A 24,101-nucleotide genomic window follows, 5' to 3' on the forward strand; every position below is an offset into this window, starting at 1 on the left:
GCATAATCAACATCAATGTTGACTGATCCATCGCTTTCGCGAGCAGGCTCGATCCCACAGGGCGTAAGACCTGAACACTCTAATAACCCACAAACAGGGCGCGATCACTACAATGGATAACCACGAAAACGCACCACTCAACTCCGCCACTGGCTGGCCGCGCCGCAGCGTGCTCAAGGCCGGTGCCGTGGCGGTCGGCGTCGGCCTTCTTGGGCGGTTTGCCGACGCCCGCGCGGCGGGGCTTTCGGCCAGCGACTACCAGGCCATGGACGCCTGGGCGATGAGCCAGGCGATCCGCAGTGGCGAGCTGAGTGCCGAGGACCTGCTGGCGGCGACACTGGCCCGTTACAACGAGGTCAACCCCCGGGTCAATGCGGTGAACATGCTGCATGAAGCCTACGCACGCGCCATGCTTGCCCAGCGCCGCGCGGCCGGCACCTTAAACCAGGGCGCCCTGGCCGGCGTGCCACTGCTGATCAAGGACCTCAATACCTCGCTGCAAGGGACCGTCACCAGCAACGGAAGCCGGATGTTCAAGGACTCACCGCCCGCCACCCGCACCAGTACCCTGATCAGCCGGTATGAACAGGCCGGCGCGGTGCCGTTCGGCAAGACCACATGCCCCGAGTTCGGCCTGACCACCACCACCGAATCCCTGGCCTGGGGCCAGACCCATAACCCCTGGAACCTGGCCATGAGTGCGGGCGGCTCCTCCGGTGGCGCGGCGGCGGCGGTGGCAGCGGGGATCGTGCCCGTGGCCCACGCCACCGATGGCGGCGGCTCGATCCGCATTCCGGCTTCGTATTGCGGCCTGGTCGGGCTTAAGCCCAGTCGCTATCGCACCCCCAGCGGACCGCTGCATTTCGAAGGCTGGTTTGGCGCCAGCGTGGGTAACGTGGTCTCGCGCACGGTCCGCGATACCGCGCTGTTCCTCGATGTCGGGCAAGGCCATGAAGCGGGAAGTGCCTATTGGAGCCCACCCTTGGTACGACCTTATGTGCAAGAGCTGCAGCGCGAACCGGGCAAGTTGCGGGTAGCCGTGGTGCGCCAATCGCTGACCGGTGCGCCGCTGGAACCGGCGATTGCCGCCACCCTGGAACAGACCATCAAGCAACTGCTCGCCCTTGGGCACGAGATCGACGAGTTGACCCTCGGGGTCGATCCTCGCCAGTTGTTCGGCGCCCACGGCACGGTGATCGGGACGGCGGTGCGAACCCTGATCCACGACCGTGAACAGGTGCTCGGCCGCGCAGCCACGGCGCAGGATCTGGAGAAGATCACCCTGGTCAACCTGGAGCGTTCCAAGGGCACCAGCGGCGAGGACCTGTACCGCGCCCGCCAATCGTTCGAGAACATCGGCGCGACCATGGAGCAGCACTTCGAACGCTACGACGTGATCCTGTCGCCGGTCACCGGCAGCCTCACGCCCAAGCTCGGCCTGCTGTCCCTCGACCAGCCCTGGGACAGCTACGCCCACAATGCCATGGGCAGCGCCGGCTTCACCGTGCTGGCCAACGTCAGCGGCCAGCCGGCCATCTCGCTACCTTTGGGCCAGAGCGACAACGGCCTGCCGGTGGGCATGATGTTCACCGCGCGTTTAGGCGGCGAAGACGTACTGCTGCGCCTGGCCAGCCAGCTGGAGCAGGCGCATCCGTGGGCCGCCAGACGCGCCGCTCTTTAATCCCATACCTGTGGGGGCCTGCTCATGATGGCGGCGTGTCAGGCGATGGAGATGTTAGCTGTGCCGGCCTCATCGCTGGCAAGCCAGCTCCTACAGTGTGATTGGGTGTTGCCGGGATTGGGTTCCCTTGTAGGAGCCGGCTTGCCGGCGAAGGCGATATGTCAGCCGATTGAGATGCTGGATTTGCCGACCTCTTCGCTGGCAAGGCAGCTACAGGGTGAGCACATGGAATGACAGGGGGTGTGTACGACCAGGCCCCTAGTCCACTTTGACGATGAGCCCATCCCCCCGCAGCCCCGATCATGGGGCTGCACTCCGCCAGCGCACCCTGCGTGGTCGGCGGTTTCTTCCTGACCTCAGCTAATGGCATAACAACAATGACGGCTCAAGTTCAGTCTCAGACCCACTACGACGTGATCGTCGTTGGTTCGGGCGCAGGTGCGATGACTTCGGCGGTGTTCCTCGCCGACCAGGGAATGCGCGTGCTGGTGCTGGAGAAAAGCGACCAGTACGGCGGCACTTCGGCGATCTCCGGGGGCGGTATCTGGATCCCCAACAACCACTACTTCGCTCGCCAGCGCGGCAACGACAGCTACGCCACGGCGCTGACTTATCTCAAGGCCGCGGCAGGCGAACATGTCGATGAAACGCGCCTGCGTGCCTACCTCGACAATGCGCCGAAGATGATCGAACAGCTCACCCGTATCAGCCGGGTGCGCTACGCGGTGGCAGCGAAATACCCAGATTATTATCCGCACCTGCCGGGGGCGCTGCCCGGCGGGCGGACCCTCGACCCGGAGATGTTCGACACCAGCCTGTTGGGTGATGAACTGGCGAACCTGCGCAAGCCGTCACCTTCAACCCTGCTGATGGGGCGCATCGCCTGGACCGCGCGCGATGCGCACAAGGCCATGGCCCGCAGTTTCGGCTGGCGCCTGCTGATCATGAAGCTGATGCTGCGCTACAAGCTGGACTTCAAATGGCGGCGCAAGAGCAAGATGGATCGCCGCGCATCCCTGGGCAACTCATTGGTGGCCTCGCTGCGCCGCTCGCTGATGGACCGCGACGTGCCGCTGTGGCTCAACACCGATTTCTGCGGCCTGGTCACCGATAACGGTCGGGTCACCGGCGTCACCGTGCGGCGTGACGGCGCCGAGCTGCAACTGCATGCACGCCTGGGGGTGATCCTGGCCTCCGGAGGCTTCGAACAAAATCAGGTCCTGCGCGACCAGTACCTGCCCAAGCCGACCCGCAAGGCCTGGAGCGCGACGCCTCCCGGCAACAACACCGGCGCAGCCCTGGAAGCTGGCATGGCCCAGGGCGCGGCCACCGCGTTGATGGATTGGGCCTGGTGGGCACCTACCATTGCCGTGCCGGGTGAAGACAAGCCCCGGGGGATCTTCGCCGAGCGTGCGTTCCCCGGTGCCATCGTGGTCAACGGCCTGGGCCAACGCTTTGTCAACGAAGCGGCGCCGTACCTGGAATTCGTCGATGCCATGCACCAGGACAACCAGAAAACCGGCGGCAAATCGGTGCCGGCCTGGGTAATCTTCGACGCGCATTTCCGTTTCAACTACGCCATGGGCCCGCTGATGCCGGGCCAGATCATGCCCGACAGCCGCCTGCGCAAGGAATGGCTCAACAACCTGTACTGGAAGGCCGACACACTTACCGGCCTGGCCCGGGAGATCGGCGTCGACAGCGCTGGCCTGGAAGCCACCGTCAGCAAGGTCAACGGCTACGCCGAGAGCGGCGTGGACCTCGACTTCGCCCGTGGCGGCAACGTCTTCGACCGCTATTACGGCGACTGCAACATCAAGCCCAATCCTTGCCTGGCACCCTTGAAAAAAGGCCCGTACTACGCCATGCGCCTGGACGCCGGGGACATCGGCACCAAGGGCGGCCTGTTGACCAACGAACATGCCCAGGTGGTACGCGATGACGGTTCGACCATCGCTGGCCTGTACGCCATCGGCAACTGCTCGGCGTCGGTGATGGGCACCAGCTATCCGGGCGCCGGCGGCACCCTGGGACCGGCGATGACCTTCGGTTATGTCGCCGCCAATCACCTGGCCAGCCAGCGTTAGGAGGGGTTATGCCAATGTCCGATAACCTCCCCAGCACCGACGTGCTGCCACCCTTGCAAGTGGCCGATGGCAACAGTGTGACGTGGGACCAACAATGCGACGTGGTGATCGTCGGCTGGGGCGCGGCCGGTGCCTGCGCCGCGCTGGAAGCCCGGGCCCAGGGCGCCGACGTGTTGATCGCCGACCGCTTCACCGGCGGCGGCGCCAGCGCCAAGAGCGGCGGGGTGGTGTACGCCGGTGGTGGCACACGCCATCAACAGGCAGCGGGTTTCAACGATAGCCCCGAAGCCATGTTCGATTACCTCAAGCACGAAACCCGGGGCGTGGTCGGCGATGACACCCTCTGGCGCTTCTGCACAGACAGCGTGAGCAACCTGCAATGGCTGGAAAGCCACGGCGCACCCTACGCCCACCAGATGCCACCGGGCGGGGGCAAGACCTCATACCCGCCCGACGGCTACTTCCTCTATTACTCGGGTAACGAATTGGTGCCTGATCACGGCGGTCCCTTGCCGCCTGCACCACGAGGGCATCGCACCGTGGGCAAAGGGCAGGGCGGCGCAGTGCTGTTTGCCCACCTCAAGGCCGCGTGCCTGAAGGCCGGAGCGAAGACGCTGTTGCAGGCGGCGGCGCGACGACTGGTGACCGATCGCCAGGGGCGGGTACTGGGCGCCGAGTTCTGGTGCATGCCCGAAGGCAGCAAGGAAGCACAGCTGCATGCACGACTGGCGGCCCGCGCCGAACGCTTGCAGAACTTCGCCCCTGGCTATTGCAACAAACTGCGCAAGAAGGTTTGCCAGCTGGAACGGGACTTCGCCCAGCCACGCCGGGTGCGGGCGCGCGATGGTGTGATCCTCAGCACCGGCGGTTTCATCTTCAATCGCCAGCTACTCGAACAGCACGCGCCGAAGTTCCGGCGCAACTTCAAGGTCGGCGCCACCGGCTGCGATGGCAGTGGCTTGCGCCTGGGCACCAGTGTCGGTGGCCAGGGTGCGGGGCTTGAGCGGGTATCCGCGTGGCGCTTTATCAACCCGCCGTACAGTTGGCACAAAGGCATCGTGGTCAATCGCGAGGGTCGGCGCTTCTGCAACGAAGAAGTCTACGGCGCCACCCTCGGCCAACCCTTGATGGAAGAACAGGGCGGCAAGGCGTGGCTGGTGCTGGATGCGCCGCTGCGCAAGAAAGCCATCCGCGAAGCGCTGTTCGGCGGCTACTGGTGGTTCCAGAGCTTTCCGGCCCTGGCGCTGATGCTGTTCAAGGTGCGCAAGGGCAAGAGCCTGACCGAGCTGGCCAGTGCAACGTCCATGGCCCCCGCCGTGCTGCGCGACTCGGTGCTGGCGGCCAACGCCGCCGCCCGTGGCGAGGCGCCGGAGCCGTTCGGCAAGTCCGAAGGCGGGCGCCAGGTGCTTGAACAAGGACCGTTCTATGCCTGTGATATCTCGGTGACCAATCCAGTATTCCCCCTGGGCGCCCTGACCTTGGGCGGCTTACGCGTGGATGAGCGCAGCGGCGCGGTGCTCGACCAGCAAGGCCAGGCCATCACTGGATTATACGCCGCCGGACGCAGTGCCCTGGGCATCCCTTCGCACCTGTACATCAGTGGCCTGTCCCTGGCCGACTGCGTGTTCTCCGGCCGTCGAGCCGGTGCCGCCGTCGCCCGTGCCCGCAGCCAGCAATCGCAAACAACCCTCGCACAGGAGACCCCATGATGACCCTCGAGCAAACCAGGAAGAACGGGCGTGTTCACAGCAAGGTTGCGCTGGTCACCGGCGGCGCCAGGGGCATCGGCGCTGCCAGCGCGCGCCTGCTGGCGGCCGAAGGTGCCCAGGTGCTGATCAGCGACCTGGACGTCGAGGCCGGCCAGGCCCTGGCCGCTGAAATCGGGCCAACCGCCGCTTTCATCCGCCACGACGTCAGCAGCGAAGACCAGTGGCGTCAGGTCATCGACCATGTGCGCGAGCACTACGGTCGCCTGGATATCCTGGTCAACAACGCCGGCATCCTGATCGCCGGCTCGATCGAGGAAACCAGCCTGGCTGATTGGCACAAAGTAATGCGCGTGAACGCCGACAGCGTGTTCCTGGGCTGCCGCGAAGGCATCGCGTTGATGAAGGACAGCGGTGGCTCGATCATCAACCTGTCGTCCATCGCAGCCCTGGCCGGGCGCGACGATTACCTCGCCTACAGCGCCTCCAAGGGCGCAGTGGCGGCGTTGTCGCGTTCGGTGGCGGTGATGTGCCGGCGGCGCAAATACCGCATCCGCTGCAACACCCTGCACCCCGACGGCGTACTCACCAACATGACCCGCGGCGGCTTCCCCGAAGGCGTCGACCCCAACCGCCTGACCATCGACAGCGATCCGATGAACCGCATGTGCCGCCCCGAGGATGTGGCGGCCAGCGTGCTGTTCCTGGCCAGCGACGAGGCGCGGGCGATCAATGGTGTTGAGTTGCGTGTTGATAGTGGGCAGATGGTGATGAGTATCTAGCGGCTCCTGAAACCGTCTTCTGATGTTCGCTCCTACAGGGGATCGCAAGACCTGTAGAAATCCCTGTGGGAGCGAGCCTGCTCGCGATGGCGGCGGGTCAGTCAGCAGAGAAGTTGAATGGCTGGCCCTATCGTGAGCAGGCTCGCTCCCACAGGTTTTTTGCTAAAACCCCTCAAACTGCGCCGGACGCTTTTCGATAAACGCCTGCATACCTTCCTTCTGATCCCGTGACGCGAACAGCAATGCATTGGCCTTGCGCTCCAAAGCCAGGCCGGCTTCCAGCGGGGCGTCCATGCCGGCCAGGATCACTTCCTTGATCTGCTCGGCGGCCAGGGCCGGCATCGCGGCGATGACGCGTGCCAGCTCCAGGGCGTGGGCCTGGACCTGGTCGTCGTCCACCAGGTCGCTGACCAAGCCGGCGACCCAGGCCTCCTCGGCGCTGATCGGTTGCCCGGTGAGCGCCATGCGCATCGCCTTGACCTTGCCCACCGCCCGCACCAGCCGTTGGGTGCCGCCGATGCCGGGCATGATGCCGATGCGGATTTCCGGTTGGCAGAAGCGCGCGCTGCGCCCGGCGACGATCAGGTCGGCGTGCATTGCCAGTTCGCAACCGCCGCCGTAGGCGTAGCCACAGACGGCCGCGATCACTGGTTTCGGACAGTGCTGGATCGGGCCCCAGACCCGTTCGGTGTGGCGCTTGTAGATATCGATGGCGCCGACCCCGGCCATGCTGTTGATGTCGCCACCGGCGGCAAACACCTTGTCGCCGCCCGTCAGCACGATGCAGCGCACTTCGGGATCAAGCGCCAGCTCACTGAAATAGCGCGACAGCAGCGCCTGTAATTCCAGGCTCAAGGCGTTGGTCGCCTGCGGGCGATTGAGCCGCAGCAGGGCCACGCCGGGCAGTGGGCGTTCGAGCAGGACCGGTGCAGCGCAGGAGTCGGACATGGGCATCTTCGAAGACCAGGCAAGGTGTGAAAGGCGCCAGTGTCCTGTTCACGGCGTTGAATTTTCATCGTCCGTTCAGACGTAGTTTGGCCCGCGGTTCGTCCCTAGAGTGGCTCTTGTCAGTAGAAAAGGAGCACATGATGGAGCTGCATTCGGGTCTTGATTACAGCGGCAAGGTGGTGCTGATCACCGGTGGCACCAAGGGCATCGGCGCCGGTATCGCGCTTGGATTTCTGGCCGCGAACGCACGGGTGATCGTCTGTGCCCGGCGCGAACCTGAACAGGTGCCGACAGTGGGTGGCAAGCGCGCGACCTTCATCGCCACCGATGTGCGCGACCACGATTCCCTGCAACGCCTGTTCGCCACCATCGAGCGCGACTTCGGGCGCCTCGACGTGGTGATCAACAACGCCGGCGGCAGCCCTGCCACCGACGCGGCCACAGCTTCGCCGAGGTTCCACGAAAGCATCATCGGCCTGAACCTGATCGCGCCGCTCAACGTCGCCCAGCACGCCAACCGGCTGATGCAGGCACAGACCCAGGGCGGTTGCATCGTCTTCATTGGCAGCATCAGTGCGCTGCGCTCATCGCCGGGTACCGCCGCTTACGGCGCGGCCAAGGCCGGGGTGCTGGCGCTGGTGCAATCGCTGGCGGTGGAGTGGGGGCCCAAGGTGCGGGTGGTCACGGTCAGTCCGGGACTGGTGCTGACCGATCAGGCGCATCTTCACTACGGCTCCGAGGCCGGTATCGCCGCCGTCGCTGCGGGTATCCCGGCCGGCCGCATGGCGGTGGCCGAAGACATCGCCAACGCCTGCCTCTATATCGCATCGCCGCTGGCCGGTTACGCCAGCGGTTGCAACCTGTTGCTGCATGGCGGTGGTGAACGCCCGGCATTTCTCGGCGCCGCGCAGGTGCTGCCCACCTGATCGACCTATTGCGGCGACCGGGTTCGGTGGCCGCCTTCAATGTGAAGGAGACGACTTTGGCTGATCCACAATTGCTATCCAATGTGCGCGCCCTGGTGGGGCGCGAGTACGGCCGCGTGTACGCCTGGGACGAGGTCAATGCCCCGATGATTCGCCAGTGGTGCGAAGTCATGGGCGTGGACAACCCGCTGTACACCGACGCGGAATTTGCCCTGGGCACCCGGCACGAGGGCCTGATCGCGCCGCCTGCGATGCTGCAGGTGTGGACCATGGAAGGCCTGCACGCCAACAACTATCCGCCTGGCTCCACCGACGAGAACCCGTACGAGGTGCTCAAGGAAATGGAAGCCTACGGCTATGCCTCCACCGTGGCGGTGAACTCCGAACTGAGCTTCACCCGCCCGCTGCGTTTGGGTGAAAAGCTCTACTACACCACGCGCCTGGATTCGGTGGGCGATGAGAAAACCACCGCCCTGGGCACCGGCTTTTTCGTCACCCTGGTGATGAGCCACTTCGTCGAAAAAGCCGGCGGCGACGAGCCGGTGGGTCAGTTGCTGTTTCGCGTGTTCAAGTTCCGCGCGGCCAATGCCCAGGCACCGACCAAGGTTGAAGCGGCGCCGGTCAAGGCCAAGCGCCCGCTGCCAGGCATCAGCGACGACACCCGGTTCTTCTGGGAAGGCTGCGCCAAGGGTCAGCTGCTGATCCAGCGTTGCACCGCCTGCCAGACCCTGCGCCATCCACCGGCGCCCGTGTGCATCGAGTGCCACAGCTTCGACTGGGACACCCTTGAGGCCAGCGGCCGCGCCACCTTGTATTCGTTCGTGGTGATGCACTACCCCGAAGTGCCGCCGTTCGATTACCCCAACCCGATCGGCCTGATCGAGCTTGCGGAGGGCGTGCGCCTGATCGCCGGGCTGGTGGGTATCGAGCGTGAGCAATTGCAGATCGGCCAGCGCCTGCAGGTCGAGTTCCAGACCTTCGATGACCAACAGACCCTGCCGATGTTCCGGCCGGTAGAGGCATAGGAGCCACCCATGGATTTCGAATTGAGCGAAGACCAGCGCGCCATTGCGCAGATGGCCGACGGCCTGTTTGTCGACCATTGCCATGACGAGTACATGCGCCAGTGGGACACCAGCGGCGAATCGATGATGGCGCCTCTGTGGGCGTTGTGCATCGAGACCGGGCTGCACGCCCTGGCGATTCCCGAAGAGCACGGTGGCAGCGGCCTGGGCATGACCGAACTGATGCTGGTGCTGCAGGCCCAAGGCAAGGCCCTGGCCCAGGTGCCGTTGTGGCGTCATCAATTGGCGGCCGCGACCCTGGCCCGTTTCGACGCCGGCGACAGTGCCGGGTGGGTGGCCAAAGCGGCTTCCGGCGAGGCATTGCTAAGCCTTTCTTTGGATGGCTTGAGCAGTGCTCGGGGCATTGAGTTGCAGGCGCAGACGAACACCGGGGGCTGGTCGATCAGTGGCCGGGTCGCGGCCTTGTCCCTGGGTGACCAGGCCAGTGCCGCACTGGTGCTGGTACAGGCCGAAGGGCAGCCGCGCTTGCTCCTGCTCGACTTGGCGGCGCCTGAAATTCGGCGGGTGTCGGCAGTGCTGACCCATGGCGAAGCCGCCACGGACCTGCACATCGAAGGCTTGACCGTGAACGCCACCGCGCTACTGCCGGCCGAGGCCGTCGCCTGGCTGGAGCAGCGTTGCACAGCGGCATTGGCGGCCCTGCAACTGGGGGTCAGCGAAGAGCAGATCCGCCGCACCGTGGCCTATGTCAGCGAGCGCCGGCAGTTCGAGCGCGTCATCGGCAGCTTCCAGGCGGTGCAGATGAGCATGGCCGACACCCATATCGCCGTCGAAGCCTTGCGCACCACGCTGTGGCAACTGGCCTACCGCATCGATGCCGGCTTGACGGCACCCAGCGAGGCACTGGCCACGGCCTGGCTGGCCTGTGAAGCGGGGCACCGCATCGGCCATATCGCACAACACGTGCATGGCGGCATCGGCGTCGACCTGACGTACCCGATCCACCGTTTTCTCTACTGGAGTCGCGGCCTGTCCCTTGCCTTGGGTGGCTCGGCGGCAAGCCTGGAACGCCTGGGCGACTGGCTCAACGATAACGACAAGCTGGGATGGAAATATGACCTCGAAGAACACCAAGCGCTTTGAAGACGTGCGCCCCGGCGAAGCACTGCCGGAGCTTGCGGTGCCGATCACGGTGACCCTGATCAACGGCGGCGCGATTGCCACCCGTGATTACTTCCCCGGTCACCACGACGCCGAGGCGGCCCGTGCCCTGGGTTCGCCCCACGTGTTCATGAACATCCTCACCACCAACGGGCTGGTGCAGCGGTTCATCGAGCAGTGGGCCGGGCCACTGGCGCAGTTCACCGCGCTGAAAATCAAGCTCGGCGCGCCGAATTATCCCGGCGACTGCATGACCTTCAACGGCAGCGTCAGCGCACTCGACGCCGAAACCCGCTCGGTGGAAATCACCTTGAGCGGCAAAAATTCCATGGGCAACCACGTGACCGGCACGGTCGCGCTGATCCTGCCCTGACAGCCGGAGAGACACAGATGACTGATTCATCGATTTCCGGGCGCGCCGCGATCGTTGGCCTCGGCGCGACCGAATTTTCCAAGAACTCCGGACGCACCGAATTGCGCCTGGCCATGGAGGCCACCTTGAGTGCGCTCAAGGATGCCGGCATCGACCCCTCCGAAGTAGAGGGCTTCAGCTCCTACTCGGTGGACAAGGTCCCGGAGTACGAAATTGCCCGCCTGCTCGGCTGCAAGGACGTCAAGTTCTTCTCCCAGGTGCCCCATGGCGGCGGCGCGGCCTGCGGGCCGGTGATGCACGCGGCGATGGCGGTGGCCACCGGCGTGGCGAAAGTAGTGGTGGTGTACCGGGCCATGAACGAGCGTTCCTGGTACCGCTTCGGCACCGGCAACTACGGCTTCGCGGCTTCGCCGATCTTCGACAACGTCAACTATGGCTGGTACATGCCCCACGGCTTCCATACGCCGGCCGCCTGGGTCGGCATGTTCGCCCAGCGCTACATGCACACCTATGGCGCCACCAGCGAAGACTTCGGCCGGATCGCGGTGGCCGCGCGGGATTTCGCCGCGACCAACCCCCAGGCGTTTTTCCACGGCAAGCCGATCACCCTGGAAGAACACCAGGCCTCGCGCTGGATCTGCGAACCGCTGCACCTGCTCGATTGCTGCCAGGAGTCCGATGGCGCGGTAGCGATGGTCATCACCTCGGCCGAGCGCGCCCGTGACCTGCGGCAGAAACCGGTAACCATCAAGGCCGGTTCCCAGGGCATCAGCCACGGCCAGCAGAGCATGACTTCGTTCTACCGCGACGACATTACCGGGCTGCCGGAAATGGGCGTGGTCGCCCGCGAGCTGTATCGCCAGTCGGGCCTAGGTCCCGAATCTTTCCAGACCGCGATCATCTACGACCACTTCACCCCGTTCGTGCTGCCGCAGCTGGAAGAGTTCGGCTTCGTCAAACGCGGCGAAGCCAAGGAGTTCATCCGCGCCGGGCACCACGCCCGTGGCGGCAAACTGCCGATCAACACCCACGGCGGGCAACTGGGCGAGGCCTACATCCACGGCATGAACGGCATCGCCGAAGCGGTGCGCCAGGTGCGTGGCACGGCGGTCAACCAGGTGGCAGATGTGCAGAACGTGCTGGTCACCGCCGGCACCGGCGTACCCACCAGCGGCCTGATTCTCGGCGCAGCCTAAGGAGCAGCAGATGTTCGTCGACCTCACTCCCGAACAACATGCCCTGCGCCACAAGGTGCGGGACTATTTCCAGGCCCTGATGACCAAGGACATGCGCGAGCAGCTGCGCGGCAAGGAAGGCGGCGAGCTGTATCGCCAGACCATCCGCCAGATGGGCCGCGACGGCTGGCTCGCGGTCGGCTGGCCCAAGGCCCACGGCGGCCAGGGCTATGCCGCCACCGAACAGTTGATCTTCTTCGAAGAAGCCAACATCGCCGGCGCGCCGCTGCCGTTCGTGACCATCAGCACCGTGGGCCCGGCCTTGATGGCCCATGGCAGTGAGCTGCAGAAAGAGCGCTTCCTGCCCGGGATCGCCGCGGGCGAAATCATGTTCGCCATCGGTTATTCCGAACCCGATGCCGGCAGCGATCTGGCGGTGCTGAAAACCAGTGCGCGCCAGGACGAAGAAGGCTTCGTGGTCAATGGCAACAAGCTGTGGACCTCGGGAGCCGAATCGGCCGATTTCGTCTGGCTGGCGGCCCGTACCGATCCGACCCAGGCGCGGCACAAAGGCATCTCGCTGCTGATCGTCGATACCACGACGCTGGGTTTCTCCCACACCCTGATCCACACCGTGGGCAATCCGACGGCGGCCACTTACTACGACAACGTGCGGGTGCCCAACGACATGCTGGTGGGCGAGTTGCACGGTGGCTGGAAACTCATCACCTCGCAGTTAAACCACGAACGCCTGGGCCTCGGTACCTGGTCGGACAAGGTGGTGGCGCTGTTTCGCCGGGTTTACCTGTGGGCGCGGGCTCGCGATGAACAGGGCCGTCGGGCGATGGACAAGGCCTGGGTGCGCAGCTCGCTGGCCGAGTGTTATGCGCGCCTGGAGGCGATGCGCCTGATCAACATGCGCATTGCCGCCGACCTTGAGCTCGACCGCATGAGCGTCGCGCTGAGTTCGACCACCAAGGTGTTCGGCTCGGAGTCGGCCATCGAGATCCTGCGCAAGCTGGCGGCGATCGTCGGTGCCAATGGCTCGATGCGCAGCGGTTCGGCGGCGACGCTGTTGGAAGGTGACCTGGAGTATGAATTGCGCTCTGCAACGACTCTGACCTTTGGCGGCGGCACCAATGAAATCCAGCGCGAACTGATCGCCCAGTTTGGCCTCGGTATGCCGCGCACCCAACGCTGACGCTCGTCCATCAACAACAAGAACCGCACTCGCCCCGGATCCGGGGCGGGTCGAAGGGGACTTTCATGAGCACTATCGAGCAATTTCGCCAGGACACTCGTGCCTGGCTGGAGGCCAACTGCCCGCCGTCGATGCGCACCGGCATGGCTGAAGGCGATGTGGTGTGGGGCAGCCAGAACCCGCAGTTTCCCTGTGAAGACGCACGCCTTTGGTTTGAACGCATGCGCGACAAGCGCTGGTTCTGCCCTGAGTGGCCCGAGGAATACGGCGGCGCCGGCCTGAGTGACGAACAACTGGCGGTGCTGGAAAGCGAGATGCGCCGCCTCAAGTGCCGACCGCCGCAGATCAACCTGGGCATCTGGATGCTCGGTCCGGTGCTGCTGGCTTACGGCAGCGAGCAACAGAAGCGCGATCTTCTGCCGCCGATTGCCCGCGGTGAAGTGCGCTGGTGCCAGGGCTTCTCCGAGCCGAACGCCGGCTCCGACCTGGCCAGCCTGAAAATGGCCGCCCGCGATGCCGGTGACCATTTCGTGGTGGACGGCAGCAAGATCTGGACCTCCTACGGCGACAAGTCCGACTGGATGTACGCCCTGGTACGCACCGACTTCAGCGCGCCGAAACACGAGGGCATCAGCCTGATCGTGCTGGACATGCGCAGTCCCGGCGTCAAGCCGCAACCGATCGATCTGATCAGCGGCAAGTCGGCGTTTTGCCAGGTGTTCTTCGACAGCGTGAAGGTGCCCAAGAGCCAGTTGATCGGGCCGTTGAACGGTGGCTGGAACCTGGCCAAGTACCTGCTGCAGCACGAACGCAAGGCGATGTCGAAATTCGGCGAATTCAGCCTGCCGTCGCACTTCGACCTGCTGGCCCTGATGCGCGAGTACGTGCCGGCGCCACAGAGTCAGAGCGAGCACGCTTTGCAGGCGCGGGCCACGGCCTGTGCGATGAACGAGCAGGCCTACAACCTGACTGTACAGCGCATGGGTGAAGAGGCGCGGGCCGGCGATGACATCGGCGGCCTGATGTCGATCATGAAGCTTACGCACACCGAACAGGAGCGCGACAAGTTCGAAGTGCTGCTCGATGCCATGGCCGGGCATGCCTTCGGTTGGGAAAGTGCGACGTTCAGCGAGCAGCAACTGGCGGTGACCCGCTCCTGGTTGAACAGCTATGCGCTGACCATTTCCGGTGGGTCTTCGGAGGTCCAGTTGAACGTCATCGCCAAGCGTGTGCTGGGCTTGCCCGACGCAAAAAAAGGAGTCACCCCATGAGCCTGCGTTATAACGATGACCAGCGCCTGCTGGCCGACAGCGCCCGGGACTTTCTCGCCGCCCGCAGCCCAGTGAGTGCCCAGCGTCGACTGCGCGATGAGGCAGTAGCCCTGGGTTTCGACCCGCAACTGTGGCGTGACGCGGTGGGGCTGGGCTGGAGCGCGATCGCCTTTCCCGAAACGTTCGGTGGCCTGGATTTTGGTTGCAAGGGCCTCGGGCCGATCTTCGAATCCATGGGCCGCAACCTGTCGGCCACGCCGCTGTTGTCCAGCGTGGTACTGGGTGGTTCGCTGGTGCAAGTTGCAGGCAATTCGGCGCAGCAGGCGCAGTGGTTACCGGCGCTGATCGGTGGCGAACAGCGCCTGGCCCTGGCCGTGGACGAACAGTCGCGCCACGACCCGCGTCGTATTGCCCTCGAGGCCAAGGCCGAAGGGCAGGGCTATCGCCTGCACGGAGAAAAGTTCTGGGTGGTCGATGGCCTCGGTGCCGACGCCTATGTGGTGGCGGCGCGCACGTCCGGGCAGTCGGGTGAGACCCAGGGCATCAGCCTGTTCCTGGTGCCGGCCGATGCGAAGGGTTTGACCGTCAGCGCCCTGGCGCTGATCGATTCGCGCAACAGCGCACGCCTGCAACTGGACGGCGTGCAACTGGGCAGCGATGCGCTATTGGGGACCTTGGGCGAAGGCTGGGCCGCGCTGGAAACCGCGCTGGACCGTGGTCGCACCTGCCTGGCTGCAGAGCTGTTGGGTATGGCCGAGCAACTGTTCGAAACCACCCTGGAGTACCTCAAGACCCGCGTGCAATTCGACACGCCGATTGGCACCTTCCAGGTCCTGCAACACCGCGCCGCGCAACTTTATGTCGACCTGGCGCTGAGCCGCAGCGCCCTGATGGCCGCGCTGGCGACCCTGGACGACGCCAGCCTCGACGCCGGGGCACGCGCCCGACTGGTCAGCCTGGCGAAATGGAAGGCCGGCGACACGGCGATCAAGGTCGCCAACGAAGCGGTGCAGATGCACGGCGGCATTGGCGTCACCGACGAACTGGATGTCGGCCTGTATCTCAAGCGCGTGCGCGTGGCGCAGAGCAGCCTGGGCGATCGGGATTTCCATTGCGAACGCTACGCCTCTAACGCGTAACCCCCCCCTGTGGGAGCGGGCTTGCTCGCGATGGCGGAGTGTCAGGCAAAGAGGATGTTGAATGCACCGGCCTCTTCGCGAGCAAGCCCGCTCCCACAAGAATTGCTGGTGTACCCAGCATGTGAGCACGACGCACCACCCTGTGGGAGCGGGCTTGCCCGCGAAGGCGGAGTGTCAAGCAACGAGGATGTTGAATGTGCCGCTCCCACATGGAATCGCAGGGGTACCCGGCACTTGAGTACGACGCAACACCCCTGTGGGAGCGGGCTTGCCCGCGAAGGCGGAGTGTCAGGCCATGAAGATATTGAATGTGCTGGTCGCCCCCACAGGTCTTTCGCCCGTTCTGGAGAAAACAAACATGAGCATTGAACGCTGGCAAACCGCATGGCGCGAACTGATCGCCCCCGGTGCGCCGTTCGAAGTGGTGACGCCCGATGACGGCGCTCCACGTTACTTTCGTCACGCCGCGCACGACTTGCTGCAGGTGTTCGACGCCGGTCGGGTTCACGGTGACCGGGAGTTCCTGGTCTGGCAATCGCAGCGCCTGACCTTCAACCAGTTCTTCGATCAGGTCGACCGCCTGGCCGGGCAGATGGTCGCCCGTTTTGCCCTGCAACCGGGCGAGCGGGTGGCGATTGCCATGCGCAACCAGCCGGCTTGGCTGGTGGCCTTCGCCGCGATCGTGCGCTGTGGCGCGGTGTGTGTGCCGCTTAACAGTTGGGGCCTGCGCGACGAGTTGCAATACGCGTTGCAGGACAGCGGTTCGCGCCTGCTGCTATGCGACCAAGCGCGCCTCGATACCCTGCGCGAAGACCTGGCCCGCGAGCAGCGCGCCACGATCGTCGTCGGGGCCGGGGAAGCAAGCTTGCCCGAAAATTGCCTGCGTTTCGAGGACTTGATCAGCGCCCCGGCACAACCTGTGCCCACGCTGGAAATCGATCCTGAGGCGCCGGCACTGATCCTCTACACCTCGGGCACCACCAGCCGCGCCAAGGGCGCCGTGTCCAGTCACCGGGCCATTTGCCAGGCGCTGTTTGCCCTGGATTTCCAGGGCGCGTTTTGCGCCATGAGCTCGCCCGAGCGTATCGGCGTGGTGATCAACAGCGGCTATCCACCCACCACGCTGGCGGCTGTGCCGCTGTTCCATGTCAGCGGCTTGCATGCGCAATTCCTGTCGGCACTGCGCGGCGGTCGGCGCTTGATGCTGATGTACAAGTGGGATGTCGAACGTGCCATCGACCTCATTCGCGATGAGCGCTGTACCCAGTTCAACGGGGCGCCGGTGATGATGCAGCAACTGCTTGCGTCGCCACGCTTTGGCAGCGAGCACACCGCCAGCCTGTTCGGTCTTGGTCTGGGCGGTGCAGCGTCGTCCGCCGGGGTGCTGGACAACATGCTCAAGCTCAAGCCCGACGTCATCGGCGGTGCCGGCTACGGCCTGACCGAAAGCAATGGCATCGGCGCGGCTATCGGCGGCGACCCGTTCGTGTACAAGCCGCAGACGGCAGGTTGGGCGCTGCCGATCGTCGATATTCGTATCGGTGACAGCCCTGACCAGCCACAGGTGGCGGGTACTCGCGGGGTGATCTGGTTGCGTTCCCCAACCTTGATGAGCGCCTACTGGAACCTGCCCGAAGCCACTGCGCAAAGCCTGCGCGACGGTTGGCTGGACACTGGCGATATCGGTTACCTCGACCAAGAGCAATTCCTCCACATCACCGGCCGGGTCAAGGAGTTGATCAACCGCGGTGGCGAGAAGATTTCCGCCGCGGAAATCGAAACCTGCGTCCTCGATATGCCCGGAGTCCTGGAGGCGGCGGCGTTCGCCATTGCCGACCCGCTGCTGGGCGAGACGGTAGGGCTGGCCGTGCATGGCCAGGCCTCGACACTGCCCCAGGAGGCGCAAATCTGCGCATTCATTGCCGAGCGCCTGGCCGCCTACAAAGTGCCGGCGCAGGTCTTTCGGGTTCGCGAACCCTTGCCTCGCAATGCCACCGGCAAGGTGCTCAAGGCACAGCTGCAAGAAAAGTTGGGCGCTTAGCGGCGCCTTAGTCTTTCCGGACGATGTTCGGGCCGGCAGAACACGAACAATGGGTCCATTCCATAAAGCCTTATCAGCGTAGGAGGCATCACATGAAAATAACAAGAACAGGTCTCATGCTCGCGGTCGCAGTCACAGCCAATAGCGGGCTGATGGGTTATGCGCACGCCGCGGTGTCACCCCAGGAAGCAGCCAAACTGGGCAAGGAGCTGACCTGTGTCGGCGCCGAGCAGGCCGGCAATGCCGAGGGCACCATTCCGCCGTACACCGGCAAATACCTGGGTGAAGTGCCAGGCTGGAATCATGTGAAATTCTCCGGCGACCAGCCGGTGGATCCCTATGCCGCGGAGAAGCCGATCCTGGTGATCACCGCGCAGAACATGAGCCAGTACGAGTCGCACCTGACCGAAGGGCAGAAAGCCCTGCTGAAGAAATACCCCACCACCTACAAGATGAACATCTACCCCGGCCATCGGGATTTTCGCTACCCCGATTATGTCTGTCGCCGGGTGATGGACAATGCGCTGCACGCCCAACTGGTCAACGACGGTGCCGGTTTCACCGGGATCGGCCAGGTGCCGTTCCCGATCCCCAGGAACGGCATGGAATTGCTGTGGAACCACCAGTTGCCGGCACGTGCCTACACCGAGGAAAAAACCTCCGACCTGGCGTCGGTCCTGCCCAACGGCAGCATTGGCTGGGGGCGAGCTTACGCACGTAACCTGGCACTGGGTAACTCACCGGGCGCCGACTCCAGGACCGAAGACAAGATTGCGGCCATGAGCAACAACATGACCCTCAAGCCGGCCCGCGACAACGGCACCATCAGCATTTCCCATGAACCCTACAACTTCGGCACCGATGCCCGCCAGGCCTGGACCTACAGCCCATCGACCCGGCGCGTACGGCAACTGCCGGGCTACGGTTTCGATCAGCCGATGATCGGCACCAACGGCACCATGACCATCGACGAAGACCGCTTGTTCAACGGCTCTCCAGAGCGTTTCACCTGGAAGCTGATCGGCAAGCGCGAGATCTACACCCCGGCCAACGCCTTCAAGCCCAACGCCGGCACCGTCAAGCACGCCGACATGCTGACCCCCAACCATCCCAACCCCGATCTCATGCGTTATGAATTGCGCCGGGTGTGGGTGCTGGAGGCCGACTTGAAGGAAGGTTATCGCCATGTCTATGGCAAGCGTGTGCTGTTCATCGACGAAGACACCTGGAACGCGGTCCTGGCCGACAACTACGACGCCCGTGGGCAACTGTGGAAGCACGCCATGATCAACTACTACTACCACCCCGACATGAGCGGCTGGCAGGCCGGTTCGCAGTTCTTCATGGACCTGAACTCCGGCCAGTACACCGGCTATGGCATGACCAACGAAGCGAAAAAGGGGCCGATCCTCAACGAAGGCAAGTTCACCCCGGACCAATACACCGCGGATGCGGCGCGGGCGATCGGGCGTTAAGCTTCGGGTCGTTGCAATGACAAAAGCCCCATCGGTATTCGGTGGGGCTTTTTTTTGGTTCTTCACGGAATCCCGGGAGCAATAGGTAACGCGTTACCTGTAGGAGCGAGCTTGCTCGCGATTGAGGTCAACGGTGACGCGGGCAGCCTGACACCCCGCGGTGCTCTCAGGCTCTTCGCGAGCAAGCTCGCTCCTACAGGGTAATGCGATCATCTCCAGCAGCCGTTTGTAGCTGATACGCAGGCTTGTCGCCTTCAAGGGCTTAGCAGGGCAGGTAGTGGCCGCCGTTGACGTCCAGTTGCGCGCCGGTAATGACCTTGGCGAAGTCGCTGGCCAGGTACAGGGCGGCCATGGCGCAGTCGCTGTCTTGCGGAATCTTGCGCAGTGGAATCTGTTGCGCGACCTGGTCCACCAGCGACTCTATCGGGACGCCCAGGCGCTTGGCTTCGCTCTCGAAGTAACCGATGACGGGCGCGCCCCACATCCAGCCCATGAAGGTGGAGTTGACGCGGATGCCGAACGGGCCGAGATCCTGGGCCAGGTATTGCACGGCGGTTTTCAGCGCGCCTTTGGAGACGGCATAACCGGACTCCAGCTGGTTGGGGGTGCGGGTGGCCATGGTGTTGATCATGACGATGCTGCCTGACTTCTGTTTCTTCATCTGCGGCAGCACCGCCTGGGTCATGTGCATGGTGCCGAACAGGTTGACGTCCATCGCATTGCGCCAGTCGGCCATTGACGACTCGGAGGAACTGCCCCAGGCGCCGTGGGCGTAGGCGGAATTGATCAGTACGTCGATCCGGCCGAAGTGCTCGATCGTCAGGTCCGCGAGCGTCTGGCACTGATCGACCCGGGAAATGTCGGTGGGGACTTTCAGGATAGGGGTGCTGTAGCCCGCGTCGCGGACCGCTTGCTCGGCCTGATCCAGCTTGGCCGGGGTACGTGCAGCCAACACCACGGCCTTGGCCTGATACTCCGCGGCGCGCACGGCCAGCTTGATGCCAAGGCCTGGACCGATACCGGAAATGATGACGACTTTATCTTTGAGCAACATGGTGATTACCTTCTTATTGTTCTGGTAAGGAGTGGGTCGTTCAGGTGCGACTGGCGTGCAGTGCTTCAGCACGTCGTTTCAGGTCCAGGGCCATCTGGTCGAAGCCGGTTTTTACCCAGGCACCGTGCTCGCGCATGATCGTGTCCTGGTTCAGGCCCAGGAAAATATCGGTGGTGAAATAGCTGCAGCGGTTGGCATCGATGGCCTTGATGTACTGGTCGCGGCGGGCGGCGTCCATGTTTTCCGGGACGGGGCGCTGCTCCCAGGACAACAGTTGCTCGGGGTCGCAGGCCACGAGGTATTCGAACACCGGAACGGTTTCGCCGGTCTCGGGGGAAAGCACCTGCATATGCACCTCGTCGCCGATCTGCAGGCCGCAGCGTATGTGCGGACAGAAGCTGTTCCACTGGTGGTAGTTGTCCAGATCGATGAGCACTTCCCAGACCACCCGGGCGGGGGCATTAATTTCCACCTTGTGGGAGGTCACTATGTTTTCTGCTCTGGCCATGAAGGTCTCCTGTCGTGCATTCAGTTGATGGGTCTGGAGGTGATCTGCAGCTGTTCGCTCAAGGGCTGGAGAGTCTCGAGCAGGGTTTCGTAGCCCGTCTCGGCGATCATCCAGCGCTCGCCGTGCTTGATGTAGCGATCCTGGTAGATCGCGCTGCCGTGCATGTGGGTGTTGTCCTCGAGGTTGATGAACACGTAGCTCAGGTACCAGAGGGCTGTGGCCTGATCGCCAGCGACTTCGATTTCCGGGGTGTGACCGTTGTGGGTGGCCAGGCGGGTCTTGGTGAATGAGGTGCGGTAGAAGTCCAGCGCATCGCCCAGACCGTTGACGTGGAACTCGTAGGCAGGGCTCTTGAACGACAGGGCGACGTCCTCGGTGAGCATGCCCTGGAGCATCTCGATATTGCCGGTGTCGATGGCGCGAAAATAACGCGCCTTGAGCTGTTTGATCAGCTCGATAGCTTGCAGGTCCAACATGTGAAACCTCCTTGGGGCCATTCAGGCACTGAGCTGGTACTCGCTGGTGAGGATGCAGTCGATCTTCTCGAAGTCGATGAATGTGCTGGTCGATTCGTACATGGTCTGCTGGCGCTGCACGCATTTTTCCGGGTCGCCCAGGGCGGCGAAAAAACCTTGCGGATTGCCGAGGGCCTCGGGCGGGAAGTTTTCTTCGACGATGGCGTGCAGCACCGGCGCACCGAAGGAAAGCGCCCGTACCACGGTGTTCTGTCGGTAGCCGAAGATCGATTGCAGTGGATAGGCATTAGGGCCGTGCCCGTTGCGCCAGGTATCGTACCAATGCTCGTAGCTCATCCGATCTGGCTTGTGCAGCAGCGCCACCTGGTTCATGCCGGGTGTGCGCTCGCCGAGCGGCACCCGGTACCGAGCGGCACGGGTCTGGCGTTCCTCGGGGTAGGGCTCGGATTCCACCACCAGATACGCCTCCAGGCGGCTGCTCAACGGCGCCACGATGGTCTTGATCGCGGGCCATTGCGAGGCACTGTCCAGCCACAACGACAGCATCCCGTCCAGGGGCGCTGCGCTGTTGGTGATGCGTTGCGCGGATGCACTGGCAACCGCCTCATCGACCAGCATGACGCGGATGTTTTCTCCACCGGCTGCGGCTAATGCGTCGCGCAGCCCGAGCAAAACCGCACGCCATTGCCCGGCGTCGAGTCGCGCCGGCTTCCACAAGGTCAACATGATTTTTTCCATGATTTCTCCAGCCCTTGTTCAGGATTGACGCTCAGTGATTGACGCCCAGGTGACGGGCGCGATATTCGCTGTAGTCCTGGGTCATCTGCGCCTCGTTCAGGCCAAAGCGTTCCAGGCTGTAGTCGTGGCTGGCACGTTTTTCCCGGCTGTTTTGCGCCAGCCAGCCCTGCGCGTCGGTGCGGGCTTTATCGGTGAACGGCAGGTTGGCGAAGGCGTAGACCTTTTCCAGTACCAGCAGCGGCTGCTTCACGGTGTCGGCGAAGTGGATGTCGAGAAAGCGCTCGGGCGCATGCTGCTCGCGCACCTGCATGGTGTGGCGGATACCGCGCGCCATGCGGTGGTTCCACTGCTCACCGGCGGCTTTCGGGTCCGGGTTGTCGCTGTACATCTGCCACAGGGTGTGGGCCATGCTGGCCATCGACGGGATGGTCTGGGCCGGTTCACGGTGGGTCAGGATCACCTGCGCCCCGGGGAAGACATCCAGTAGCAGATCCAGGGTGTGCAGGTGTTGTGGCGCCTTGAGCAGCCAGCGTTGAGCCGCCGTCTCACCCCGTTGCTGTTTCTGCCACTGCAGGAACTGCAGCATCTTCTTCAGTTGCGTGTAGACCGGCCGCTGGTCCTGCTGATCCAGCCAGCGGGTGTAGCTGGGTACATTCACGTAGGCGTCCATGGCGCACATGAAGGAATGCTCCATGAGCATGAACTCTTCATCGCAGAGCAGGGCATCGAGCGGGTGGATCGCGAGGATCTGCGGGATCACCTCGGCCATCAGATCGACCTCTGCCTTGGCCTGGGCGATGCGCTTGGCCGGTGCGGCCAGGGTTTCGCCAGCCAGCGGTGCCGGAAAACGGGTTTCCCACCAGGCGGCGCAGTAGAAGCGTGGGTCGACCGCCAGCGTGCGCTGCAACATGGTGGTGCCGGTGCGCGGCAGGCCGACGATGACCAGCGGGTCGTCGATTTCTATCCGGGTTATTTCCGGATAACGGCTCAGGTAGTCTTCCATCACCAGGCGGTTGACCAGTTGCCCGACCAACCGTTCTTCCAGCAGATGCAAGCCGGTTTGCGACAGCCCGGCCTCGCTGGCCAGGGCATCGAGCAGCGCCTGCAGGGACGCCCGGTAGTTATCATCGCCAAAATGGCTCAGGCCGTCGGTGCGAGCGATTGCGCTGGCCAACAGCTTGTCGACGGTCAAATCTTCAATTCGGCTGGGCGCGTTCATACGACCTCCGCGACGGCAGCGACGTTTACCACGCGAGTGGTGGGGTGGCATTGCTCCCGGGCGCCGACCCAACGCAGGCAGAACGTGCCCTGGCGGACGCCGGCGGTTTGCAGCCAGTTGCTCACTCCGGGGTCCCGCTCACTGAGCACCAGCGTCACCCCGCCGTTGTCGTCGTACCGGGCCTGGTGCTTGTTGAAGCAGATGCGGTGGTAGCGGTAGTCCAGCGACTCCATCCAGTAATTGTTGATCTGCAGGTTCCAGAAGTCGCAGTCCGGCACCTTATCGATGTGGATGACCAACGCCTCGTCCTCGGCCAGCGCCCAGTGCGAGTGGTAATAGAAAATATTTGGATCGCCGCCCACCGATTGGCAGAGCGCCTGGTTGGCCGGGGGCAACTGATTGCTGTGCGGCAGGTAGCTTTGGCTCCAGTCGGCGAACAGCCGGGCGGTGTTCTCGACGAAGCTCGATACCCGCGCCAGGCCTTGTTGGAACGTCGCCGGGTCAAGGGCCAGTGGCTTGGCATCGGTGCCGATGCGTTCAATGCTCAACTTGGCCGGCACTTCGCTGCGACGGTCCAGAAACGTCTGGCGGACGATCAAGGCGTTGGTGGCGCCTTCCATTTTCAACCAGTTGCCCGCTTGCGGTTCGCGGCTGAGGATGATTTCGAAGTTGCCCTGGTCATCGAGTTGTAACTGGCTGGCATCGATGAAGCCGGTCTGGATCAGGGTGCCGTCGGTTTCATAACCGCCTTTCTGGGTGCCAAAGCTCAGGTAGGCGACACTGCCGCGCTGGCCTGTGATGCGATAGTCCAGCGAGCCGTCCAGGCGCGAGTACTCGTAGAGATTGTCCGGGTTGTCGGCACCGATCTTCGCGGTCTCGTGGGAGGTCTTGAAGAAACTGGGAAACGCCGGGTCGGCAAACTCGATGTGCATCTCCAGGCCGATGCGCAGCAGGCGTGTGAGGTAGCGGAAGCCTTCGGCGCGGGTGGCCGCATCGGCAGGTGCTTCGGGACGCAGGATCTGCTCGCCGCAGCGCTTGAGGTGATCGCAGAACGTGGCCCAGGTCTGGCCACTCGACAGCTGTTGTTCGTCAATAGAGCTGATTGTCATTGTTGG

At 63.9% G+C, this 24,101-nt stretch carries 21 protein-coding genes; 14 read left to right on the plus strand and 7 right to left on the minus strand.

Going from position 1 to position 24,101, the window contains the following annotated elements; genetic code table 11:
• Nucleotides 1-112: 112 nt before the first annotated feature.
• The 4 genes from ACM6I6_RS01120 to ACM6I6_RS01135 all read left to right on the plus strand — a co-directional run bounded on the left by ACM6I6_RS01120 (nt 113) and on the right by ACM6I6_RS01135 (nt 6,256).
• A complete protein-coding gene (locus ACM6I6_RS01120) occupies nt 113-1,681 on the plus strand; it encodes an amidase (RefSeq protein ID WP_274074641.1) in 1,569 nt (522 codons plus the stop codon).
• Nucleotides 1,682-2,058: 377 nt separating this feature from the next.
• The gene (locus ACM6I6_RS01125; protein ID WP_274074642.1) at nt 2,059-3,768 is read left to right on the plus strand and encodes an FAD-binding protein; all 1,710 of its coding nucleotides are present in this window, start codon (nt 2,059-2,061) and stop codon (nt 3,766-3,768) included.
• A gap of 8 nt (nt 3,769-3,776) precedes the next feature.
• Nucleotides 3,777-5,477: an FAD-binding protein gene (locus ACM6I6_RS01130; protein ID WP_274074643.1), complete on the plus strand. Its 1,701-nt coding sequence runs from the start codon at nt 3,777-3,779 to the stop codon at nt 5,475-5,477.
• The gene (locus ACM6I6_RS01135; RefSeq protein WP_274074644.1) at nt 5,474-6,256 is read left to right on the plus strand and encodes an SDR family oxidoreductase; all 783 of its coding nucleotides are present in this window, start codon (nt 5,474-5,476) and stop codon (nt 6,254-6,256) included. The genes ACM6I6_RS01130 and ACM6I6_RS01135 overlap by 4 nt, the downstream gene beginning before the upstream one ends.
• A gap of 162 nt (nt 6,257-6,418) precedes the next feature.
• Here ACM6I6_RS01135 and ACM6I6_RS01140 read toward each other — a convergent pair whose 3' ends face one another.
• Nucleotides 6,419-7,204 carry an enoyl-CoA hydratase gene (locus tag ACM6I6_RS01140; protein WP_274074645.1) on the minus strand — a complete coding sequence of 262 codons (786 nt, stop codon included), beginning with the start codon at nt 7,202-7,204 and terminating at the stop codon, nt 6,419-6,421.
• A gap of 140 nt (nt 7,205-7,344) precedes the next feature.
• On the opposite strand from ACM6I6_RS01140, the gene ACM6I6_RS01145 reads away from it, so the two are divergent.
• The 10 genes from ACM6I6_RS01145 (at nt 7,345) to ACM6I6_RS01190 (ending at nt 18,991) form a co-directional block, all read left to right on the plus strand.
• Complete coding sequence (locus tag ACM6I6_RS01145) at nt 7,345-8,130, plus strand: SDR family oxidoreductase (protein ID WP_046817037.1); 786 nt, start codon at nt 7,345-7,347, stop codon at nt 8,128-8,130.
• A 56-nt stretch (nt 8,131-8,186) separates the two neighbouring features.
• Nucleotides 8,187-9,155 (plus strand): bifunctional MaoC family dehydratase N-terminal/OB-fold nucleic acid binding domain-containing protein, encoded by a 969-nt coding sequence (locus ACM6I6_RS01150; protein ID WP_274074646.1) that lies wholly within the window; start codon nt 8,187-8,189, stop codon nt 9,153-9,155.
• A 9-nt stretch (nt 9,156-9,164) separates the two neighbouring features.
• Nucleotides 9,165-10,298, plus strand: coding sequence for an acyl-CoA dehydrogenase family protein (locus tag ACM6I6_RS01155; RefSeq protein WP_323607343.1), 1,134 nt, complete (start codon nt 9,165-9,167; stop codon nt 10,296-10,298).
• The gene (locus ACM6I6_RS01160; RefSeq protein WP_274074648.1) at nt 10,270-10,689 is read left to right on the plus strand and encodes a MaoC family dehydratase; all 420 of its coding nucleotides are present in this window, start codon (nt 10,270-10,272) and stop codon (nt 10,687-10,689) included. The genes ACM6I6_RS01155 and ACM6I6_RS01160 overlap by 29 nt, the downstream gene beginning before the upstream one ends.
• A 17-nt stretch (nt 10,690-10,706) precedes the next feature.
• Nucleotides 10,707-11,885, plus strand: a complete 1,179-nt coding sequence (locus tag ACM6I6_RS01165) for a lipid-transfer protein (RefSeq protein WP_274074649.1) — start codon at nt 10,707-10,709, stop codon at nt 11,883-11,885.
• A gap of 10 nt (nt 11,886-11,895) precedes the next feature.
• Complete coding sequence (locus ACM6I6_RS01170) at nt 11,896-13,065, plus strand: acyl-CoA dehydrogenase family protein (RefSeq protein WP_274074650.1); 1,170 nt, start codon at nt 11,896-11,898, stop codon at nt 13,063-13,065.
• Between the two features lie 65 nt (nt 13,066-13,130).
• Nucleotides 13,131-14,336, plus strand: a complete 1,206-nt coding sequence (locus ACM6I6_RS01175) for an acyl-CoA dehydrogenase family protein (protein ID WP_046817043.1) — start codon at nt 13,131-13,133, stop codon at nt 14,334-14,336.
• A complete protein-coding gene (locus ACM6I6_RS01180; RefSeq protein ID WP_274074651.1) occupies nt 14,333-15,475 on the plus strand; it encodes an acyl-CoA dehydrogenase family protein in 1,143 nt (380 codons plus the stop codon). Before ACM6I6_RS01175 ends, ACM6I6_RS01180 begins: the two co-directional genes overlap by 4 nt.
• Nucleotides 15,476-15,833: 358 nt before the next feature.
• On the plus strand, nt 15,834-17,516 hold the full coding sequence (locus ACM6I6_RS01185; RefSeq protein WP_274074652.1) for a class I adenylate-forming enzyme family protein: 1,683 nt from the start codon (nt 15,834-15,836) through the stop codon (nt 17,514-17,516).
• Nucleotides 17,517-17,632: 116 nt separating this feature from the next.
• On the plus strand, nt 17,633-18,991 hold the full coding sequence (locus tag ACM6I6_RS01190) for a DUF1329 domain-containing protein (RefSeq protein WP_274074653.1): 1,359 nt from the start codon (nt 17,633-17,635) through the stop codon (nt 18,989-18,991).
• A 262-nt stretch (nt 18,992-19,253) separates the two neighbouring features.
• Here ACM6I6_RS01190 and ACM6I6_RS01195 read toward each other — a convergent pair whose 3' ends face one another.
• From ACM6I6_RS01195 to ACM6I6_RS01220, 6 genes are read right to left on the minus strand one after another with little or no spacing between them, the layout of a single operon-like run.
• The gene (locus ACM6I6_RS01195) at nt 19,254-20,045 is read right to left on the minus strand and encodes an SDR family oxidoreductase (RefSeq protein WP_274074654.1); all 792 of its coding nucleotides are present in this window, start codon (nt 20,043-20,045) and stop codon (nt 19,254-19,256) included.
• Nucleotides 20,046-20,085: 40 nt separating this feature from the next.
• Entirely contained in the window at nt 20,086-20,553 is a 468-nt protein-coding gene (locus tag ACM6I6_RS01200; protein WP_414919262.1) for an SRPBCC domain-containing protein, read from the minus strand.
• Nucleotides 20,554-20,573: 20 nt separating this feature from the next.
• Entirely contained in the window at nt 20,574-21,029 is a 456-nt protein-coding gene (locus ACM6I6_RS01205) for a nuclear transport factor 2 family protein (protein WP_274074656.1), read from the minus strand.
• A 21-nt stretch (nt 21,030-21,050) separates the two neighbouring features.
• Complete coding sequence (locus ACM6I6_RS01210) at nt 21,051-21,767, minus strand: hypothetical protein (protein ID WP_274074657.1); 717 nt, start codon at nt 21,765-21,767, stop codon at nt 21,051-21,053.
• Between the two features lie 31 nt (nt 21,768-21,798).
• On the minus strand, nt 21,799-22,986 hold the full coding sequence (locus ACM6I6_RS01215; protein ID WP_323607344.1) for a sulfotransferase: 1,188 nt from the start codon (nt 22,984-22,986) through the stop codon (nt 21,799-21,801).
• Nucleotides 22,983-24,095 (minus strand): DUF1214 domain-containing protein, encoded by a 1,113-nt coding sequence (locus ACM6I6_RS01220; protein WP_274074659.1) that lies wholly within the window; start codon nt 24,093-24,095, stop codon nt 22,983-22,985. The genes ACM6I6_RS01215 and ACM6I6_RS01220 overlap by 4 nt, the downstream gene beginning before the upstream one ends.
• Between the last annotated feature and the right edge of the window lie 6 nt (nt 24,096-24,101).

The sequence above is a fragment of the Pseudomonas sp. IT-P218 genome (genome assembly GCF_949767605.1).
Classification (GTDB): domain Bacteria; phylum Pseudomonadota; class Gammaproteobacteria; order Pseudomonadales; family Pseudomonadaceae; genus Aquipseudomonas; species Aquipseudomonas putida_AE.

Coding starts and splice junctions, on each gene's coding strand:
- ACM6I6_RS01120 (WP_274074641.1), top strand. CDS start 113: ATGGATAACCACGAAAACGCACCACTCAACTCCGCCACTGGCTGGCCG.
- ACM6I6_RS01125 (WP_274074642.1), top strand. CDS start 2,059: ATGACGGCTCAAGTTCAGTCTCAGACCCACTACGACGTGATCGTCGTT.
- ACM6I6_RS01130 (WP_274074643.1), top strand. CDS start 3,777: ATGCCAATGTCCGATAACCTCCCCAGCACCGACGTGCTGCCACCCTTG.
- ACM6I6_RS01135 (WP_274074644.1), top strand. CDS start 5,474: ATGATGACCCTCGAGCAAACCAGGAAGAACGGGCGTGTTCACAGCAAG.
- ACM6I6_RS01140 (WP_274074645.1), bottom strand. CDS start 7,204: ATGTCCGACTCCTGCGCTGCACCGGTCCTGCTCGAACGCCCACTGCCC.
- ACM6I6_RS01145 (WP_046817037.1), top strand. CDS start 7,345: ATGGAGCTGCATTCGGGTCTTGATTACAGCGGCAAGGTGGTGCTGATC.
- ACM6I6_RS01155 (WP_323607343.1), top strand. CDS start 9,165: ATGGATTTCGAATTGAGCGAAGACCAGCGCGCCATTGCGCAGATGGCC.
- ACM6I6_RS01160 (WP_274074648.1), top strand. CDS start 10,270: ATGACCTCGAAGAACACCAAGCGCTTTGAAGACGTGCGCCCCGGCGAA.
- ACM6I6_RS01165 (WP_274074649.1), top strand. CDS start 10,707: ATGACTGATTCATCGATTTCCGGGCGCGCCGCGATCGTTGGCCTCGGC.
- ACM6I6_RS01170 (WP_274074650.1), top strand. CDS start 11,896: ATGTTCGTCGACCTCACTCCCGAACAACATGCCCTGCGCCACAAGGTG.
- ACM6I6_RS01175 (WP_046817043.1), top strand. CDS start 13,131: ATGAGCACTATCGAGCAATTTCGCCAGGACACTCGTGCCTGGCTGGAG.
- ACM6I6_RS01180 (WP_274074651.1), top strand. CDS start 14,333: ATGAGCCTGCGTTATAACGATGACCAGCGCCTGCTGGCCGACAGCGCC.
- ACM6I6_RS01185 (WP_274074652.1), top strand. CDS start 15,834: ATGAGCATTGAACGCTGGCAAACCGCATGGCGCGAACTGATCGCCCCC.
- ACM6I6_RS01190 (WP_274074653.1), top strand. CDS start 17,633: ATGCTCGCGGTCGCAGTCACAGCCAATAGCGGGCTGATGGGTTATGCG.
- ACM6I6_RS01195 (WP_274074654.1), bottom strand. CDS start 20,045: ATGTTGCTCAAAGATAAAGTCGTCATCATTTCCGGTATCGGTCCAGGC.
- ACM6I6_RS01200 (WP_414919262.1), bottom strand. CDS start 20,553: ATGGCCAGAGCAGAAAACATAGTGACCTCCCACAAGGTGGAAATTAAT.
- ACM6I6_RS01205 (WP_274074656.1), bottom strand. CDS start 21,029: ATGTTGGACCTGCAAGCTATCGAGCTGATCAAACAGCTCAAGGCGCGT.
- ACM6I6_RS01210 (WP_274074657.1), bottom strand. CDS start 21,767: ATGGAAAAAATCATGTTGACCTTGTGGAAGCCGGCGCGACTCGACGCC.
- ACM6I6_RS01215 (WP_323607344.1), bottom strand. CDS start 22,986: ATGAACGCGCCCAGCCGAATTGAAGATTTGACCGTCGACAAGCTGTTG.
- ACM6I6_RS01220 (WP_274074659.1), bottom strand. CDS start 24,095: ATGACAATCAGCTCTATTGACGAACAACAGCTGTCGAGTGGCCAGACC.